Origin of the sequence: Hydrogenophaga electricum (genome assembly GCF_030160815.1) — a bacterium.
In the GTDB taxonomy this organism is placed as follows: Bacteria; Pseudomonadota; Gammaproteobacteria; order Burkholderiales; family Burkholderiaceae_C; genus Hydrogenophaga; species Hydrogenophaga electricum.
In genome coordinates this window covers 35,802-52,181 of record NZ_BSPB01000011.1, presented here as the reverse complement: position 1 = coordinate 52,181, position 16,380 = coordinate 35,802, and the positions used below count along the sequence as shown (strand labels likewise).

Genomic DNA, 16,380 nt, shown 5'->3' with positions numbered 1-16,380 from the left:
GCTCGGCGCGGGCCGGGCTTTTTTCCTGACCCGCTTCATGACCCCATTTTTCTCCCCCCAGCGGGAACGCTGGCTGTTGCTGACCATCGCCGGCATCCAGTTCACGCACATCCTGGACTTCATGATCATGATGCCGCTCGGGCCGCAGTTCACGCGGCTGTTCGGCATCAGCGATGCACAGTTCGGGTTGCTGGTATCGGCCTACACGCTGTCGGCCGGGGCCTCCGGCCTGGCCGCTGCCACCTATGTCGACCGTTTCGACCGCAAGCACCTGCTGCTGTGGCTGTACGGCCTGTTTGCCATCGCCACCCTGGCCTGCGGACTCGCCACCAGCTACGGTTTTCTGATGATGGCGCGCGTGGCAGCCGGCCTGTTCGGCGGCGTGCTCTCGGCCCTCTCGCAGACCATCGTGGCCGACGTGGTGCCGTTCGAGCGTCGCGGTCGCGCCATGGGCATTGTCATGTCGTCCTTCTCCGTCGCCACCGTGGCAGGTGTTCCCATCGGCCTGTTCATTGCCAGCCTCTGGGGTTGGCAGCTGACTTTCGTCGCCATCGCGCTGTTCAGTGCGGCGCTGGGGGTCGGTGCCTGGCTCACCCTGCCCCGCCTGCGTACCCACCTCGATGCCCCGCGCACGCATTCCGTGTGGCGCGGCATCGGCCGGGTGCTCGTCCACCGCGACCACCTGTTGGCCTTCGCCTTCTCGGCCCTGCTCATGTTCACCGGGTTCACGGTGATCCCCTTCATCACCCTCTACATGCAGGCCAACCTGGGCATGACGGACACCCAGATCCCCTACGTCTACCTCTGTGGGGGCATCGCCACCCTGATCACGGCGCGGTTTTTCGGCCGGCTCACCGACCGGCTCGGCAAGGTCCGCACCTTCACCTTCATGGGCTGTGCGGTCACGCTCCCGCTGATGGCCACCACCCTGATCCCCCCCGCACCGCTGTGGGCAGTCCTGCTGGTGTCCACCGGCTTCTTCGTCTGCATGAACGGCCGCATGATCCCCGGCATGGCCCTCATCACGTCGGCACCCGCGCCGCAGCAGCGCGGCACCTTTCTCGTGCTCAACGCGGCGGTGCAGTCGGCCGCCATGGGCGTGGCCTCGTTCCTGGGCGGCTGGATCATCAGCCGCGACGCCAGCGGCCATCTCGAACACTACGGCTGGGCCGGGCTGGTGGGCGTTGCCGCCAGCCTGGGCTCCATGCTGCTCGCCCGCCGGCTGCGTCTGCACGGCGCCCAGTCCGCCCGCTGATCCGCCACGGCCTTGGCGTACCCGGCCTTGCGCCACGTCAAGGCCGCAGCCGGTGGCTTGCAGCTTGTTGCAATGCAGGGTTGCACGCCCGCGCCTTCTTGGGCATAGTGATCCCAACGGCTACCCGTGACCGTCGGGTTGCCAGAACAGCCCGGCGGTTTGTGTCAACCCGGAGCATAAGGAGGCTCTTCATATGAACCTGACGATCAGCGGTCACCACCTGGAAGTCACGCCGGCCCTGCGCGGCTACGTCACATCCAAGCTCGAACGCATCTCCCGGCACTTCGACCAGGTGGTCGACATCAAGGTGCTGCTGACGGTGGACAACCTCAAGGAGAAAGACCTCCGGCAAAAGGCCGAGTGCAACATCCACGTCAAGGGCAAGGACCTGTTCGCCGAAAGTGCCCATGCCGATCTGTATGCCGCTGTGGACGAGTTGGCCGACAAGCTGGACCGCCAGGTCCTGCGCTACAAGGACAAGGCACAGGACCATCACCACGACACGGCCAAACGCCTGATGTGAAACCCCTGCCCTGGCGGGTGTGCTGAAGCCACCCGCATGTTGCGATGCAACAAGCCGCTTGAAATGTCAAGCGGCTTTTTTGTAGGCGACGTCTAGTCAATCGGACCCAACTGGGCATAATTTGCGGTCCGAAAGGCCTCCCCGATGAACCGACTTTCTGCCATATTGCCCGCCGCGCAGGTGCTGGTCCGTGTAGATGCCACCAGCAAGAAGCGCGCTTTCGAAGAAGCGGGCCTGTTGTTTGAAACCCTGCACGGCCTCAACCGCGCCCTCATTACCGACAGTCTGTTCGCCCGCGAGCGCCTGGGCTCCACCGGGCTGGGCCATGGCGTGGCCATTCCCCATGGCCGCATCAAGGGTTTGAAGCAGCCGCTGGCCGCGGTCTTCCAACTGGCCAACCCCATCGGCTTCGATGCCCCGGACGAACAGCCGGTGCAGCTGATGATTTTCCTGCTCGTGCCCGAAGCCGCCACCCAGAAGCACCTGGAAATCCTCTCTGAAATTGCCGAGCTGCTCAGCGACAGCGGCCTGCGCGACAAGATGAAGAATGCCGACGAAGCCCTGGCCCTGCATGGCCTGATCAACGGCTGGCAATCGGCCCACGCACCGGCGTGATGAAAGCCCGCCTGCGCCTGGGCGCGGCACACCCTCCGGCGACAGCCCACTGCAAAGCCCGATGAAGGCCACGGTCGTCAGCGCCGATGTCCTCTTCGAGGACCACCGCGACACCCTCAAGTGGCAGTGGGTCGCCGGGCTTGGCGCGTCCGAGCGCCAGTTCGACGACGCGGCCATCAGCCAGGCCCGCTCCGGCGCCGATCTGGTGGGCTACCTGAACTACATCCATCCCTACCGCGTGCAGGTGCTCGGCGAACGCGAGGTGGCCTACCTCAGCAGTGCCAGCGAAGACGACAACCGGCGCCGCATCGCCCGCATCGTCACCCTGGAGCCACCGGTGCTGGTGGTGGCCGACAACCAGCCTGTGCCGGAGGGCGTGCGCGCGATGTGCGAGCGCGCCCAGATCCCGATGTTCGCCACGCCCGAACCGGCTGCCTTCGTGATCGATGTCCTGCGGGCTTACCTGTCGCGCCACTTCGCCGACCGCGCCACCATGCACGGCGTGTTCATGGACATCCTCGGCATGGGTGTCATGATCACGGGCGAATCGGGGCTGGGCAAGAGCGAGCTGGGCCTCGAACTGATCTCGCGCGGCCATGGCCTTGTGGCCGACGATGCGGTCGACCTCTACCGCATCAACCAGACCAGCATCGAAGGCCGCTGCCCCGAGCTGCTGCAGAACCTGCTGGAAGTGCGCGGAATCGGCCTGCTCGACATCAAGGCCATCTTTGGCGAGACCGCTGTACGCCGCAAAATGCGCCTGCAGCTGATCGTGCACCTGGTGCGCAAGGAAACCATGGAGCGCGACTACGAGCGCATGCCCCACGAGCCGTTGTACCAGGACGTGCTGGGTGTGCCGGTGCGCAAGGCGGTGATCCAGGTGGTGGCCGGCCGCAACATCGCCGTGCTGGTCGAAGCGGCCGTGCGCAACACCATCCTGCAACTGCGCGGGATCGACACCTACCAGGAATTTGTGGCGCGCCACCGCGCGGCCATGTCGCGCGAAGGCTGAACCTCCAACCGCGCTGCTGCTGCAGCGCAGCGTGTCCGGCTTACCGGTTCACGGGATGGCCACGGTGCGGGCAATCGCCTTTGGTGCAATGCGCATAAAGCGACAGCGCGTGCTCCTGGAGCGCGAAGCCGCGGGCCTTGGCCACCATCTGCTGGCGCTTTTCGATCTCCGGATCAAAAAACTCCTCCACCCGGCCGCAGTCCAGGCACACCAGGTGGTCATGGTGCTGCCCTTCATTGAGTTCGTAGACCGCCTTGCCCGATTCGAAGTTGCTGCGAATCAGCAGCCCGGCTTGCTCGAACTGCATGAGCACCCGGTATACCGTGGCCAGCCCGATGTCCGAGTGGTCCTCCAGCAGGACGCGAAAGACGTCTTCGGCGGTCATGTGGCGCTGCCGGGCCGTCTGGAAGATCTCCAGGATCTTCAGGCGGGGCAAGGTGGCCTTGAGGCCCGTGCTCTTGAGTTCTTCGATGTTCGACATGGATATGGCTCGGCGCGGGGGACGGCTGCAAAACACCGGCGGTAGATGGGAAAACCCATCGGAGCGCCACGGCACCCCCCGGCTACAATGGCCCGATGATATCGCCCTTGCCCGCCCCATGGCAGATACCCTTGGCGCGGCGGGTCAGCGGCAAGTCGACCCCGATGGCCTCGATGGATCTGTCCTGCCCATGCTGCTACGTCTTCTGACACCCCGTTCCCCGCTTCTGCTGGCCGCCGTCGCGGCGGGCCTGCTGAGCGCCTGTTCCAGCACCCCGTCCAGCCTGGGCAGCTCGCTCGCCCCCTACAAGATCGAGATCGTCCAGGGCAACGTGGTCACGCGCGAGCAGTCCCAGATGCTGCGCGCGGGCATGACCCGCACGCAGGTCGCTGAAATCCTCGGCACCCCGCTGCTGGCCAGCGTCTTCCACGGCAACCGCTGGGACTACGTGTTCACACTTCAGCGCCAGGGCCAGAAGGTGCTGCAGCGGCGCTTCACCGTGTTCTTCGACAACGATCTCGTCGCCCGCTTCGAAGGCGACGAACTGCCCAGCGAGATCGAATTCGTGGCCTCGATCGACAACCGCCGCAAGATTGACAAGCCGCCAGCGCTGGAGGCCACGCCCGAACAGCTCAAGTCGTTCCGCGAGCGCAACCCGCAAGCCACCCCGGAAGCCGACACGGCGCCAGCGGGTGCGCCGGCCGGTGCCACCTACCCGCCCCTCGAAGCCGGAGCCACCCGATGAGCGCAGCCGACTTCCAGCCCCTGCGCGTGTGTGTCGCCGGGGCCAGCGGCCGCATGGGCCAGATGCTCGTCGATGCAATACGCGCCAGCGGCGACTGCCAGCTCAGCGGCGCGCTCGACATCCCCGCCAGCCCCGCCATCGGCCAGGACGCAGGCGCCTTCGGCGGCGAGCCCACGGGCGTGGCCATCACCGCCGATCTGGCCGCCGGCCTGGCCGGCAGCCGCTTCCTGATCGATTTCACCCGCCCCGAAGGCACCCTGGCCCACCTGCGCGAATGCGTGAAGCAAGGGGTCAACCTGGTGATCGGCACCACCGGCTTCAGCGACGCCCAGAAAGCCGAGATCGCCGAAGCGTCGAAGTCCATCGCCATCGTCATGGCCCCCAACATGAGCGTCGGCGTGAACGTCACCCTCAAGCTGCTGGACATGGCAGCGCGGGCCATGTCCACCGGGTACGACATCGAGATCATCGAAGCCCACCATCGCCACAAGATCGACGCGCCCAGCGGCACGGCGCTCAAGATGGGAGAGGTCGTCGCCCAGGCCATGGGCCGCGACCTCAAGGATTGCGCCGTCTACGCCCGCGAGGGTGTGACCGGCGAGCGCGACCCGTCCTCCATCGGATTCGCCACCATCCGCGGCGGCGACATCGTGGGCGACCACACCGTCCTGTTCGCGGGCACCGGCGAACGCATCGAAATTTCCCACAAATCGAGCAACCGCGCCGGCTACGCCCAGGGCAGTCTGCGCGCCGTGCGCTTCCTGGCCGACAAGACCAGCGGGCTGTACGACATGTTCGACGTGCTGGGCCTGCGCTGACCCGACCATGGCCACCAACGCCGTCTGGCACACCATCCTCCAGGGCGACTGGGTCAGCCGGCTGGTGGCCGCGCTGTTGCTCGGCATGTCGGTCAGCAGCTGGGTCGTCATTCTCTGGAAGGGCTGGCTGCTGCGCCGTGCCACGCGCGATGTGCGCACCGCCGCGGCCGCCTTCTGGCAGGCCGCCAGCGTCGCCGAAGCGGGACAGCGCATGGCCACTTTCGATCCACACCGCTGGCTGACCCCGTTGGTCGCCGCCGCGCAGGCGCTCGACCAGGCGCCCGCCCAGTCGCTGGCCGCAGCGGGCGACCGGGCCCACCAGTACACCCGCGTGCTGCGCGACGCCCTGCACGGCGTGCTGCGCCGGCTGCAGTTCGGCCAGGTGCTGCTGGCCACCGTGGGCGCCACCGCCCCGTTTGTCGGCCTGCTCGGCACGGTCTGGGGCATCTTCAATGCCCTCACCAGCATCGGCCTGGAAGGCCAGTTCAGCATCGAACAGGTGTCGGGGCCGGTGGGTGAAGCGCTGGTCATGACCGCGGCCGGTCTCGCGGTCGCCATTCCGGCCGTGCTGGCCTACAACGTGTTCGGGCGCCAGATCGGCCACATCGAAGCCGACCTCGAAGGGTTTGCCTTCGACCTGCGCGAACTGCTCACCCACCAAGGTGGTGATCTGTGAACCTGGCCAGACCCCAGGTGCAGGCCATGGATGCTGAGCGGGGTCGCCCCAAGCCGGATCTGCGCTCCCCTGAACAGCCCCTCGCGCAGCGGCGACGCCTGGAAGTCGCATGAGCTTCGGCCGGCTCGAAAAGGCTTCGGGCAACCCGCCCATGAGCGACATCAACGTCACCCCGCTGGTGGACGTGATGCTGGTGCTGCTGGTGATCTTCATCATCACCGCCCCGCTGATGGCCTCACGCCTGAAGCTGGACCTGCCCAAGGCGCCAACCCCTGACGCCAGCGCATCGGCCCCGCAGCCCGACGCCGTGACCCTGGCCATCGACGCCAGCGGGCAGTGGCACTGGCAAGACGAAGCGGTCACCGAAGACGAAGCGCGCCGCCGCCTGCAACAGGCCGCTGCCCGCAACGCCGACACCGAAGTCCAGGTGCGCGCCGACACCACCGTGCCCTATGGCCAGATCGTACGCCTCATCGCCATGGCCCAGCAGGCCGGGCTGGCCCGGGTCGGCTTCGTCACCGACGCGGCCACGGCCCGCGAGCTGCAACTGGAAGGCGCGGCCACCGCCCCCCGCTGAGCGCCTAAAATTCCCCGGTTTGCGTCCACCCGCTGTGCCATCGGCCCGGGTGGGCCCGATGTGCACCCGAGCAACCTTTGGCCCCGTGGGCGGCAGGCGCCCACCTCTCCATGCAAGACAAATACCTCCACCAAGCCGTCGAACAAGCCGCCCATGCCCACTGGAGCGCCACCGACGCCTACCGCGTGACCGAAGATGCGGGCAAGAAGAAGTTCTACGCCTGCTCCATGCTGCCGTATCCCAGCGGCAAGCTGCACATGGGCCATGTGCGCAACTACACCATCAACGACATGCTCACGCGCCAGTTGCGCATGAACGGCTACAACGTGCTCATGCCCATGGGCTGGGACGCCTTCGGCCTGCCGGCCGAAAATGCGGCACTCAAGAACAAGGTGCCGCCAGCGCAGTGGACCTACTCCAACATCGCCTACATGAAGCAGCAGATGCAGGCGATGGGGCTGGCCATCGACTGGTCGCGCGAAGTCGCCACCTGCTCGCCCGAGTACTACCGCTGGAACCAGTGGCTGTTCCTGAAGATGCTGGAAAAGGGCATCGCCTACCGCAAGACCCAGGTCGTCAACTGGGACCCGGTGGACCAGACCGTGCTGGCCAACGAACAGGTGATCGACGGGCGCGGCTGGCGCACCGGTGCGCTGGTGGAAAAGCGCGAGATCCCGGGCTATTACCTGAACATCACGGCCTATGCCAATGAACTGCTCGACCACGTGCAGATGGGCAACCCCAAAGCGACGCTCAACGGCTGGCCCGACAAGGTCCGGCTGATGCAGGAAAACTGGATCGGCAAGAGCGAGGGCGTGCGCTTTGCGTTCACCCATGACATCCAGGGGTCTGACGGCGCGCTGATCGGCGACGGCCGCATGTATGTGTTCACCACACGCGCCGACACCATCATGGGTGTGACCTTCTGCGCTGTGGCGCCGGAGCACCCGCTGGCGCTGCACGCGGCCGCGACCAACGCCACGCTGGCGGCCTTCATCGAAGAGTGCAAGAAGGGCGGCACGACCGAAGCCGAGCTGGCCACGCAGGAAAAGCTGGGCATGCCCACCGGCCTGTTCGTCACGCATCCGCTGACGGGTGCTCAGGTCGAGGTCTGGGTCGGCAACTACGTGCTGATGAGCTATGGCGACGGCGCCGTGATGGGCGTACCCGCGCACGACGAGCGCGACTTCGCGTTCGCACTCAAGTACCAGTTGCCGATCAAGCAGGTCGTGGCGGTCGAAGGCGAGACCTTCTCCACCGACGCCTGGGCTGAGTGGTACGGCGACAAGCAGAAATGCGTGTGCGTGAACTCCGGCGAACTCGACGGCCTGGGCCACAAGGCCGCGGTCAACAAGGTCGCCGAGCTGCTGGCCGCCAAGGGCCTGGGCGAGAAGAAGACCACCTTCCGCCTGCGCGACTGGGGCGTCAGCCGCCAGCGCTACTGGGGCACGCCGATTCCCATCATCCACTGCGAAGCCTGCGGCCCGGTGCCGGTGCCCGAGAAGGACCTGCCGGTGCGCCTGCCCGAAGACCTGGTGCCGGACGGCAGCGGCAACCCGCTGAACAAGTGCGAGGCTTTCCTGAAGGTGGACTGCCCCTGCTGCGGCAAGCCCGCGCGGCGCGAGACCGACACCATGGACACCTTCGTGGACTCGTCCTGGTACTTCATGCGCTATTGCGATCCGAAAAACGGTGAGCAGATGGTCGCCGACGGCGCGGACTACTGGATGCCGATGGACCAGTACATCGGCGGCATCGAGCACGCCATCCTGCACCTGCTGTACGCGCGCTTCTGGACCAAGGTGATGCGCGACCTGGGGCTGGTGAAGGTCGACGAGCCCTTCACCAAACTGCTGACGCAGGGCATGGTGCTCAACCACATCTACTCGCGCCGCACCGAGAAGGGTGGCAAAGAGTATTTCTGGCCGCACGACGTGGAGCATGTGCTCGACGAAGGCGGCAAGATTGTCGGCGCGAAGCTCAAGAACGCGGTGGGCGATCTGCCGGTGGGCACGGCCATCGACTACGAGGGCGTGGGCACCATGTCCAAGTCCAAGAACAACGGTGTCGACCCGCAGGACCTGATCGAAAAGTACGGCGCCGACACCGCGCGCCTGTACACCATGTTCACCGCCCCGCCCGAAGCCACGCTGGAGTGGAACGACGCGGCGGTGGAGGGCAGCTACCGCTTCCTGCGCCGGGTCTGGAACCTGGGCGTGAAGCTGTCCCAGACCGATTGGGCGGGCGCGGTGGCGGCGGCCCACGGGGCTGCGAGCCTGGACGACATCAGCTTCGGCAAGGCCGCCAAGGCCCTGCGCCTGGAAATCCACACCGTGCTCAAGCAGGTGGATTACGACTACCAGCGCATGCAATACAACACCGTGGTGTCGGGCACCATGAAAATGCTCAACGCGCTGGAGGACTTCAAGCAGTTCGACGACGCGGGCGCCCAGGTGGCGGTGATCGAAGGCTTCGGCATCCTGCTGCGCGCGCTCTACCCGGCCACGCCGCACATCACCCACACGCTCTGGAGCGAGCTGGGCTACGCCGGCGCCCTGGGCGGCCTGCTCGACGCACCCTGGCCGCAGGTGGACCCGGCGGCCCTGACGCAGGACGAGATCGAGCTCGTGCTCCAGGTCAACGGCAAGCTGCGAGGCAGCGTGACCGTGCCCGCCAGTGCCGACAAGGCCGCCATCGAAGCGGCGGCCCTGGCCAGCGAAGCGTTCGCCAAAGCCGCCAACGGCGCCCCGCCCAAGAAGGTGGTGGTGGTCCCGGGGCGTCTGGTCAACGTCGTGGTGTAAGGTTCAGCTTTCGAGGTCCCGATGAAACATCCGCAGCACGCCATCCCGCCGACCATGACCCATTCCCCCCTGCCCTCTTCCGACCGCCGACGCTGGCTGGGCGGATCGGCCGCCCTGCTGGCGGCTGGCGTGCTGTCCGGCTGCGGCTTTGCGCTGCGGCAGGCGCCGAAGTTCTCCTTCAGCGCCATCAACATCATGGGCCTGACCAACACCAACATCTCGCGCGCCATCCAGCGCAACCTGAATGCGGCGGGTGTGCAGGTGCAGCGCGGCGGCGGCCCCTTGCCGGTGCAGGCCGTGATGACCATCGAAGCCGACTACCGCGAACGGGTGGTCACCGGGCAAAGCAGCGGGGGTCTGGTCACCGAACTGCAGTTGCGCACCCGCTTCCGCTACAACATCACCGCCCCGAACGGCCGCATCCTGCAGGAAAGCAGCGAGCTGCTGATCGAGCGGGACATCACCTTCAGCGAAACCGCAGCCATCGCCAAGGCCGCTGAAGAGCAGATGCTGTTCCAGGACATGGAGTCCGACATCACGCAGCAGGTGCTGCGCCGCCTGGCCGCCGTTCACATCTGACCGCATGCAGTTGGCCGCCGCCCAGTTGCAGGCCCACCTGGAACAGGGGCTGCGCAACCTCTACACACTGCACGGCGACGAAGCGCTGCTGGTCCAGGAGGCGGGCGACGCGATCCGCCAGGTGGCTCGCGCCCAGGGCCACACCGAACGCACGGTGCACACCGTGGCGGGCGCGCATTTCGACTGGAGCGCGGTACTGGCCAGCGGAGGGTCGCTCAGCCTGTTTGCCGACAAGCAGATCGTCGAAGTGCGCATCCCCTCCGGCAAGCCGGGCAAGGACGGTTCGGCCGCGCTGCAGCAGATCGCCGAAAGCGCACCCGGCAACGACAGCACGCTCACCCTGGTGATCCTGCCCCGGCTCGACGGCATGGCCCAGAAAAGCGCCTGGTTCGGCGCCCTGGACGGCCACGGCGTCACGCTGCGCCTGGACCCGGTGGAACGCCAGGGCCTGCCCGCCTGGATCGCCCAGCGCCTGCAACGCCAAGGCCAGCGCGTGCAGGCCGGCGAGGCGGGCCAGCGCACGCTGCAATTTTTTGCCGACCGGGTGGAGGGCAACCTGCTGGCCGCGCACCAGGAGATCCAGAAACTGGGCCTGCTCTACCCGGCAGGCGAACTGGGCTTCGAACAGGTGGAGGCCGCCGTGCTGAACGTGGCGCGCTACACCCCCTTCAAGCTGGCCGAAGCCGTGCTCGGTGGGCAACTGGCGCGCACGCAGCGCATGCTCGACGGGCTGCAGGCGGAGGGCGAAGCGCCCGTGCTGGTGCACTTTGCACTGGCCGAAGACATCCGCACCCTGCACCGCCTGCGCACGGCTGTGGACGCCGGGCGCCCCCTGCCCATGGCGCTGCGTGAAAGCCGCGTCTGGGGCGTGCGCGAAAAGCTCATGGAGCGCGTGCTGCCGCTGCTGGGCGCCCACACGCTGGGCAAGTGGCTCGACGACGCCCACACCGTGGACGGTATCGTCAAGGGCCTCAAGGCCGACGGCTGGCCGATAGACCCCTGGCAGGCCCTGCAGCAGATGGCCATGCGCGTGGCGCGGGCCTGCGCGCCACGCTGATCCACCGCTGCAGAGCCCTCACACGCCCGACTGACGCCACGCGGCTTGCCGGAACTCGCTGGGCGCCATGCCGGTGTGCTCGCGGAACGCGCGGCTGAAATGCGCGCCGTTGTTGAAGCCCCAGGAAAAGGCGATGTCGGTGATGGTGCGCCCGGCCATCGCCGGGTTCTTGAGGTCGCGCATGCAGGCCTGCAGACGCCGGCGCAGGATGTGGTTGGCCAGGGTGTCGTCTTCTTCGCTGAAGGCCTTGTGCAGGTGGCGTTTGCTGCAGTTGAGCGCCAGGGCCATGCCCTCGATGGACAGGCCCGGGTCGCGCAGGTGCTGACCGATGTGGTCGCGAATGCGGTCGCGCAGCGCCTCCATCTGTGTGGCGCTGCTGGCCTTGCCCGCCAGCTCCTGCAGCGACAGCCGCACCAGCTCCATGACCATCTCGCCCGCCCCGCAGGCCGAGGCCTCGCTCATGCTGGGCAGTTCCTGCCAGGTGCTGCGCATGGCTTCCAGCGCCACGCGGGAGATGCCGCTGGCGCCCCCCACGTGCCGCGCCATCAGCGGCTCCAGCCGCAGGCCGCGCTCGGTCAATTGCTCCCGGGGCAGCATCACGATGAGGTGCTCCACCCGCTCGGGGTTGCCGATCTCGTAGCTGCCGGTGGTGTCGTAGATGGCCCAGCCACCGGGCCGCACAAAGGCCTGGCGGCCGTGCTGCTCCACCGCCGCGCTGCCCTGCCAGGGCGCCACGATCTTGAGGTAGCTGGTGTCGCTGGAGCGCGCCAGCCGCTGGCTGCGCAGCACGCGGTGGCGGTTGGCTTCGAGTTTGGTGAACACCACCTGGCCGGCGTGCGAAGCCGCTATGTGACCGTCGAACAGGGTGTCGCCGTACAGGTCGGACTCCAGCCCACCAAAATGGCTCCAGACCCAGTCGCGCCAGACCGCCGCACGTTCGGCCGGCGCGGCGACATCGGTGGACATGAGGTGGGTGGCGGTCATGGCGCGAACCATTATGCGGCCCGACCTGCCGACCCTGAACCCCTTAAGGTCGAGGGAAAACCCGCATCGGCGTGCACGCTGGGGCAAGCACAAAGTGCACGCTGGGCAAAGCGGCAACCCCGGGGTCTGCCTAGGATTTGACACCCGTCCCAGAGGCGGTTTCCAACGCGAATCCAGGAGACAAGCATGGTTCACCCGACGAGACGACAGATCATCCGGGGCGCCGCCGCGACGGTGGGCGCCCTGTCCGTGGCGCCGCAGTTGCTGGCACAGTCCGCGCCCGTGCGCATCGGCTACACCATGGCGCGCACCGGCCCCTGGACCGGTGGCGCCCAGACCAGCCAGGAGCCCAACTACCTGCTGTGGGCCGAGCAGCAGAACGCCGCCGGCGGCCTGGACGTGAAGGGCCAGCGCCGCAAGATCGAGCTGATCAGCAGCGACGACCGCAGCGACGTGGAGACCGTGGTCCGCACCTATGAAAAGCTCATGGGCAGCGACAAGGTGGACCTGGTGCTGCCGCCCTGGGGCTCCAACGCCAACTTCGCCGTGGCCCCGCTGGCCAACCGCTTCCAGTACCCCTTCCTCGCGCCCACCGCGCTGTCGCGCAAGCTGGCCGAGATGAAGCTGCCCTACTTCTTCCTGCTGCTGCAGCAGCCCAAGCCCATGTGCGAGGCGCTGGTCGACATGTTCAAGGCCGCCGGTGTGAAGACCGTGGCCGTGATCTACGTGGACGACCTGTTCGGCCTGGAAAACTACGCCGCCCTCAAGGTGGCGCTGCAGGGCAGCGGCATCCAGATGGTGGAGGACAAGAGCTACCCGGGCGGGGTGAAAGACCTCTCGCCCGTGCTGCGTTCCATGAAGGACAAGAACCCCGACGCCTTCGTGGGCTTCACCTACCCGCCCGACACCATCCTGGCCAGCCGCCAGGCCAAGGAAGTGGGTTTCAACCCCAAGTTCTTCTATGCCTCGGTGGGCACCGCCTTCCCGCTCTACAAGAACGTGCTCACCCCCGCCGGCGCCGAAGGCGTGCTGGGCATGGGTTCGTGGAACAGCAAGACCAGCCCGGGCGCCAAGGCCTACTTCGACGCCCACGTGGCCAGCCAGAAGAAGGAACCGGACCGCTGGGCCAGCGGCGCCACCTGGGCCGGCCTGGAAATCCTCACCAACGCCGTCAAGTCCGTCGGCCTGGACCGCAAGGCCATCCGCGACTACGTGGCCAACGGCACCCACAAGACCATCATCGGCGACATCAAGTTTGCCGGCAGCGAGAACGTGGGCACGCCGGGCACCGTGGGCCAGTGGCAAAACGGCGAGTTCGAGGTGGTGTGGCCGAAGGCGCGTGCCACGGCCGCTCTCAACCCCAACAAACCCGCCTGGAAGTAGACCTACCCCCGAAGCGGCCACCGGGCCGCTCCCCCCTCAAGGGGGCGGCACGAGCGGCCCGGCAAAGCCGGTTCCGCCGCGCCCTGGACAACTCCCCCTTCGTTTGCTGCATGTCCTTTTCCGCCTGGCTTGAACTCATCGCCTCGGGTCTCATCACCGGGGGCATTTACGCGTTGGTCGCGCTGGGGCTCAACCTCCAGTACGGCCTGATGCGCATCCTCAACATCGCGCACGGCGAATTCCTCATGGTGGGGGCCTTCCTCACCTGGATGGTGCAGACCTCGTTCGGCCTCTCGCCGCTGTGGATGATCCCGGTCTCCTTCGCGCTGCTGATGGGCCTGGGCATCGCCATCCACTGGCTGTGTTTCCGCCGCCTCACCGCCACCTCGCCCAACCTCGACGTGTTCGAGGCCCGCGGCCTCATGGTGGCCTTCGGCCTCATGTTCCTGGTGCAGAACGTCATCTCCTACGTGTGGGGTGGCGACCTGCGCGGCTACGACTTCCTCACCCAGCCGGTGCAGATTCCGCTGCCGGGCGGCGAGGCGCAGTTTGCCGCCAACAAGCTGCTGGTATTCGCCCTGGCCCTGGTGTTTGCCGGTGCGCTCATCGTGCTGCTGCGCCAGACGCTGCTGGGCAAGGGCGTGCGCGCGCTCATGCAGTCGCCCATTGGCGCGCAGCTCGTGGGCATCGACACCAAACGCCTGCACCCGCTCATGTTCGGCATCGGCCTGGGCCTGTCGGGCGTGGCCGGCTGCCTGCTGTCCATGGCCTACACCATCAGCCCGTCCATGGGCGAGCCCTACACCGTCACCGCGCTCATCGTCATCACCCTGGGCGGCTTCGGCAGCATGGGCGGCGCGCTGGCGGGCGGCCTGCTGCTGGGCGTCATCGAAGCCGTGGGCATGCACTTCACCAACCCCTCGCTCAAGGCCTTGCTGAGCTACGTCGTCTTCATCAGCGTGCTGCTGCTGCGTCCCGAAGGCTTGTTCACCCGCAAGTCGCGCAAGGCCTGATTCCCATGACTTCCCGACAATTCCTCATCCGCGACCTGCTGGTCCTGTTCGGCCTCACCGGCTGGGCCGTGGCTCTGCCCGGCTTCGCCAGCGAGTTCGCCGTTTCCATGGCGCTCACCTGCCTGATGTACATCGCCCTGTCTTCGAGCTGGGCCATGTTCTGCGGCACCACGCGCTACCTGTCGCTGGCAACCTCGGCCTTCTTCGGCATCGGCGCCTACACCAGTGCCATCGGGCTCGAATCCCTGCCGTGGGAGCAGGTCATCGTGCTCGGCGCACTGGTGGCCGCCGCCGTGGCCGTGGTCATGGGCGCAGCGGTGCTGCACCTGCGCGGCACCTACTTTGCGGTGCTCACTTTCGGCATGACGGAGCTGATCCGCCACGCCATCAGCTACTTCGAGAAATCGGTCACCGGCACCGTGGGCCGCGTGCTCATGGTGGTGCCCGAGCGCGAAACCATCTACCTCACCGTGCTGCTGCTGGCCGTCATCGCCGTGGCGCTGTCCATCGTGATCCGACGCACCCGCTTCGGTCTGGCGCTGCAGGGCATCGGCGCGGACGAGCAACGCGCACAGACCCTGGGCGTGAACACCCGCATCGTCAAGACTGCCGGCTTCGCGCTCACGGCCGCCATTGCCGGCGCGGTGGGCGCGGCCATGAGTGTGCGCTGGACCTACATCGACCCGCACACCGTGTTCAACCCCTTCATCGGCTTCCAGACCGTGCTGATCGCGCTGATTGGCGGGGCCATGACGCTGTGGGGTCCGCTGATCGCCGCCATCGTCTTCAGCGTGCTGGCCGAGACCTTGCGCCTGCAGGTGCCGCAGCTCTACATGATGTCGCTGGGCCTGCTGCTCATCCTCTCGGTGCTGTACCTGCCGGGTGGCCTGGCCTCGCTGCGCACCGACACCTTCAAGGGCTGGAAAAACGACATCCAGGCCTGGTGGACCGACATCAAGGACGACCTGAGCGGCGAGACGAAACGCCGCAAGGAACGCGAGAAAAAACGCCGGGAGCAGCGCCATGTCTACTGACGCGAAACAGCCCCTGCTGGATGCCCAGGAAGTCACCGTCCGCTTCGGCGGCCTGGTGGCGGTGGACGCGGTCAGCGCCACCTTCATGCCCGGCGAGCTGGTGGGCATCATCGGCCCCAACGGCGCCGGCAAGACGACCTTCTTCAACGCCATTTCGGGCGTGACCAAACCCACCAGCGGCCGCCTGACCGTGCGCGGCCAGCAGCTGGCCGGCAAGGGGCCGCACCGCTTCGCACGCAACGGCCTGGCCCGCACCTTCCAGACGCCGCGCACCTTTGGCGACATGACCGTGCGCGACAACATCGCCTTCGGCCTCAAGTTCGCCGGCCGGCGCCGCCGCAAGTACATCCTGTGGGGTGAAGAAAGCGGCGTGCCCTGGGTGCTGCGCACGGCCGACAGCATCCTCGGCCTCATTGGCCTCAGCGCCCAGGCCGATTTGCCCGCCGCCGCCATCACGCCGTCGCAGCAGCGCCTGCTGGAGATCGGCATGGCGCTGGCCACCCGCCCGCGCATGCTGCTGCTGGACGAAGTGGCCGCCGGCCTGACCGAAAACGAGGTGGAAGAAATGGCCCGCCTCATCCGCCGCCTGCGCGACGAGCTGGACCTGACCGTGGTGTGGATCGAGCACGCCGTGACCACGCTGCTGCGCCACGTGGAGCGCGTGATCGTGCTGCACCAGGGCAAGAAGATTGCCGACGGCCCGCCGCGCGAGGTGGTGCGCAACCCCGAGGTGATCGAGGCCTACCTCGGTGACGAGATGAACGACGAGAACGACGAATCCCGCGCGGAGGTGACCGCATGATGTGGCACCGCCCCCACCCCTTCAC

17 protein-coding genes are annotated in these 16,380 nt (G+C 67.2%); 15 read left to right on the top strand and 2 right to left on the bottom strand.

Translation table 11 applies throughout. The features are described from left to right. The first annotated feature begins 37 nt into the window (after positions 1–37). From QQK43_RS09210 to hprK, 4 genes are all read left to right on the top strand, one after another. The gene (locus tag QQK43_RS09210; RefSeq protein WP_284307522.1) at positions 38–1,255 is read left to right on the top strand and encodes an MFS transporter; all 1,218 of its coding nucleotides are present in this window, start codon (positions 38–40) and stop codon (positions 1,253–1,255) included. Between the two features lie 193 nt (positions 1,256–1,448). Then, positions 1,449–1,778, top strand: coding sequence for a ribosome hibernation-promoting factor, HPF/YfiA family (gene hpf / locus QQK43_RS09205; protein ID WP_234264019.1), 330 nt, complete (start codon positions 1,449–1,451; stop codon positions 1,776–1,778). Positions 1,779–1,922: 144 nt separating this feature from the next. After that, positions 1,923–2,393, top strand: a complete 471-nt coding sequence (locus tag QQK43_RS09200; protein ID WP_234264020.1) for a PTS sugar transporter subunit IIA — start codon at positions 1,923–1,925, stop codon at positions 2,391–2,393. A 61-nt stretch (positions 2,394–2,454) separates the two neighbouring features. Next, on the top strand, positions 2,455–3,405 hold the full coding sequence (gene hprK, locus QQK43_RS09195) for an HPr(Ser) kinase/phosphatase (RefSeq protein WP_284307521.1): 951 nt from the start codon (positions 2,455–2,457) through the stop codon (positions 3,403–3,405). A gap of 40 nt (positions 3,406–3,445) precedes the next feature. Here hprK and fur read toward each other — a convergent pair whose 3' ends face one another. After that, on the bottom strand, positions 3,446–3,886 hold the full coding sequence (fur, locus tag QQK43_RS09190; protein WP_234264022.1) for a ferric iron uptake transcriptional regulator: 441 nt from the start codon (positions 3,884–3,886) through the stop codon (positions 3,446–3,448). 190 nt (positions 3,887–4,076) lie between these two features. Here fur and QQK43_RS09185 point away from each other — a divergent pair, with 190 nt between their 5' ends. The 7 genes from QQK43_RS09185 (at position 4,077) to holA (ending at position 11,139) form a co-directional block, all read left to right on the top strand. After that, positions 4,077–4,631 carry an outer membrane protein assembly factor BamE gene (locus QQK43_RS09185; protein ID WP_234264023.1) on the top strand — a complete coding sequence of 185 codons (555 nt, stop codon included), beginning with the start codon at positions 4,077–4,079 and terminating at the stop codon, positions 4,629–4,631. Next, a complete protein-coding gene (gene dapB, locus QQK43_RS09180) occupies positions 4,628–5,449 on the top strand; it encodes a 4-hydroxy-tetrahydrodipicolinate reductase (protein WP_284307517.1) in 822 nt (273 codons plus the stop codon). Before QQK43_RS09185 ends, dapB begins: the two co-directional genes overlap by 4 nt. A 7-nt stretch (positions 5,450–5,456) precedes the next feature. Next, on the top strand, positions 5,457–6,125 hold the full coding sequence (locus tag QQK43_RS09175; RefSeq protein WP_234264025.1) for a MotA/TolQ/ExbB proton channel family protein: 669 nt from the start codon (positions 5,457–5,459) through the stop codon (positions 6,123–6,125). Between the two features lie 109 nt (positions 6,126–6,234). Next, a complete protein-coding gene (locus QQK43_RS09170; protein WP_284307515.1) occupies positions 6,235–6,702 on the top strand; it encodes an ExbD/TolR family protein in 468 nt (155 codons plus the stop codon). Positions 6,703–6,812: 110 nt separating this feature from the next. Beyond that, positions 6,813–9,503 (top strand): leucine--tRNA ligase, encoded by a 2,691-nt coding sequence (gene leuS / locus QQK43_RS09165; RefSeq protein ID WP_284307514.1) that lies wholly within the window; start codon positions 6,813–6,815, stop codon positions 9,501–9,503. Between the two features lie 54 nt (positions 9,504–9,557). Beyond that, positions 9,558–10,082 (top strand): LPS-assembly lipoprotein LptE, encoded by a 525-nt coding sequence (locus QQK43_RS09160; protein WP_284307513.1) that lies wholly within the window; start codon positions 9,558–9,560, stop codon positions 10,080–10,082. A 4-nt stretch (positions 10,083–10,086) separates the two neighbouring features. After that, positions 10,087–11,139 carry a DNA polymerase III subunit delta gene (holA, locus tag QQK43_RS09155; RefSeq protein WP_284307512.1) on the top strand — a complete coding sequence of 351 codons (1,053 nt, stop codon included), beginning with the start codon at positions 10,087–10,089 and terminating at the stop codon, positions 11,137–11,139. Positions 11,140–11,157: 18 nt separating this feature from the next. Here the strand turns inward: holA and QQK43_RS09150 are convergent, their stop codons facing one another. Further along, positions 11,158–12,123: a helix-turn-helix domain-containing protein gene (locus tag QQK43_RS09150; RefSeq protein WP_284307511.1), complete on the bottom strand. Its 966-nt coding sequence runs from the start codon at positions 12,121–12,123 to the stop codon at positions 11,158–11,160. Between the two features lie 186 nt (positions 12,124–12,309). On the opposite strand from QQK43_RS09150, the gene QQK43_RS09145 reads away from it, so the two are divergent. The 4 genes from QQK43_RS09145 to QQK43_RS09130 all read left to right on the top strand — a co-directional run bounded on the left by QQK43_RS09145 (position 12,310) and on the right by QQK43_RS09130 (position 16,355). Next, positions 12,310–13,506 (top strand): amino acid ABC transporter substrate-binding protein, encoded by a 1,197-nt coding sequence (locus tag QQK43_RS09145; protein ID WP_284307510.1) that lies wholly within the window; start codon positions 12,310–12,312, stop codon positions 13,504–13,506. 110 nt (positions 13,507–13,616) lie between these two features. Further along, positions 13,617–14,519 carry a branched-chain amino acid ABC transporter permease gene (locus tag QQK43_RS09140; protein WP_284307509.1) on the top strand — a complete coding sequence of 301 codons (903 nt, stop codon included), beginning with the start codon at positions 13,617–13,619 and terminating at the stop codon, positions 14,517–14,519. Between the two features lie 5 nt (positions 14,520–14,524). Next, positions 14,525–15,553: a branched-chain amino acid ABC transporter permease gene (locus QQK43_RS09135; RefSeq protein WP_284307508.1), complete on the top strand. Its 1,029-nt coding sequence runs from the start codon at positions 14,525–14,527 to the stop codon at positions 15,551–15,553. Beyond that, positions 15,543–16,355: an ABC transporter ATP-binding protein gene (locus QQK43_RS09130; RefSeq protein WP_284307507.1), complete on the top strand. Its 813-nt coding sequence runs from the start codon at positions 15,543–15,545 to the stop codon at positions 16,353–16,355. The genes QQK43_RS09135 and QQK43_RS09130 overlap by 11 nt, the downstream gene beginning before the upstream one ends. Positions 16,356–16,380 lie beyond the last annotated feature (25 nt).

Bases quoted from the DNA above. Each gene is read 5' to 3' on its own strand.
- QQK43_RS09170 (WP_284307515.1), top strand. From the start codon at position 6,235: ATGAGCTTCGGCCGGCTCGAAAAGGCTTCGGGCAACCCGCCCATGAGC.
- QQK43_RS09130 (WP_284307507.1), top strand. From the start codon at position 15,543: ATGTCTACTGACGCGAAACAGCCCCTGCTGGATGCCCAGGAAGTCACC.
- QQK43_RS09160 (WP_284307513.1), top strand. From the start codon at position 9,558: ATGACCCATTCCCCCCTGCCCTCTTCCGACCGCCGACGCTGGCTGGGC.
- QQK43_RS09175 (WP_234264025.1), top strand. From the start codon at position 5,457: ATGGCCACCAACGCCGTCTGGCACACCATCCTCCAGGGCGACTGGGTC.
- QQK43_RS09150 (WP_284307511.1), bottom strand. From the start codon at position 12,123: ATGACCGCCACCCACCTCATGTCCACCGATGTCGCCGCGCCGGCCGAA.
- hpf (WP_234264019.1), top strand. From the start codon at position 1,449: ATGAACCTGACGATCAGCGGTCACCACCTGGAAGTCACGCCGGCCCTG.
- leuS (WP_284307514.1), top strand. From the start codon at position 6,813: ATGCAAGACAAATACCTCCACCAAGCCGTCGAACAAGCCGCCCATGCC.
- hprK (WP_284307521.1), top strand. From the start codon at position 2,455: ATGAAGGCCACGGTCGTCAGCGCCGATGTCCTCTTCGAGGACCACCGC.
- QQK43_RS09210 (WP_284307522.1), top strand. From the start codon at position 38: ATGACCCCATTTTTCTCCCCCCAGCGGGAACGCTGGCTGTTGCTGACC.
- fur (WP_234264022.1), bottom strand. From the start codon at position 3,886: ATGTCGAACATCGAAGAACTCAAGAGCACGGGCCTCAAGGCCACCTTG.
- QQK43_RS09185 (WP_234264023.1), top strand. From the start codon at position 4,077: ATGCTGCTACGTCTTCTGACACCCCGTTCCCCGCTTCTGCTGGCCGCC.
- QQK43_RS09145 (WP_284307510.1), top strand. From the start codon at position 12,310: ATGGTTCACCCGACGAGACGACAGATCATCCGGGGCGCCGCCGCGACG.
- QQK43_RS09135 (WP_284307508.1), top strand. From the start codon at position 14,525: ATGACTTCCCGACAATTCCTCATCCGCGACCTGCTGGTCCTGTTCGGC.
- dapB (WP_284307517.1), top strand. From the start codon at position 4,628: ATGAGCGCAGCCGACTTCCAGCCCCTGCGCGTGTGTGTCGCCGGGGCC.
- QQK43_RS09200 (WP_234264020.1), top strand. From the start codon at position 1,923: ATGAACCGACTTTCTGCCATATTGCCCGCCGCGCAGGTGCTGGTCCGT.
- holA (WP_284307512.1), top strand. From the start codon at position 10,087: ATGCAGTTGGCCGCCGCCCAGTTGCAGGCCCACCTGGAACAGGGGCTG.
- QQK43_RS09140 (WP_284307509.1), top strand. From the start codon at position 13,617: ATGTCCTTTTCCGCCTGGCTTGAACTCATCGCCTCGGGTCTCATCACC.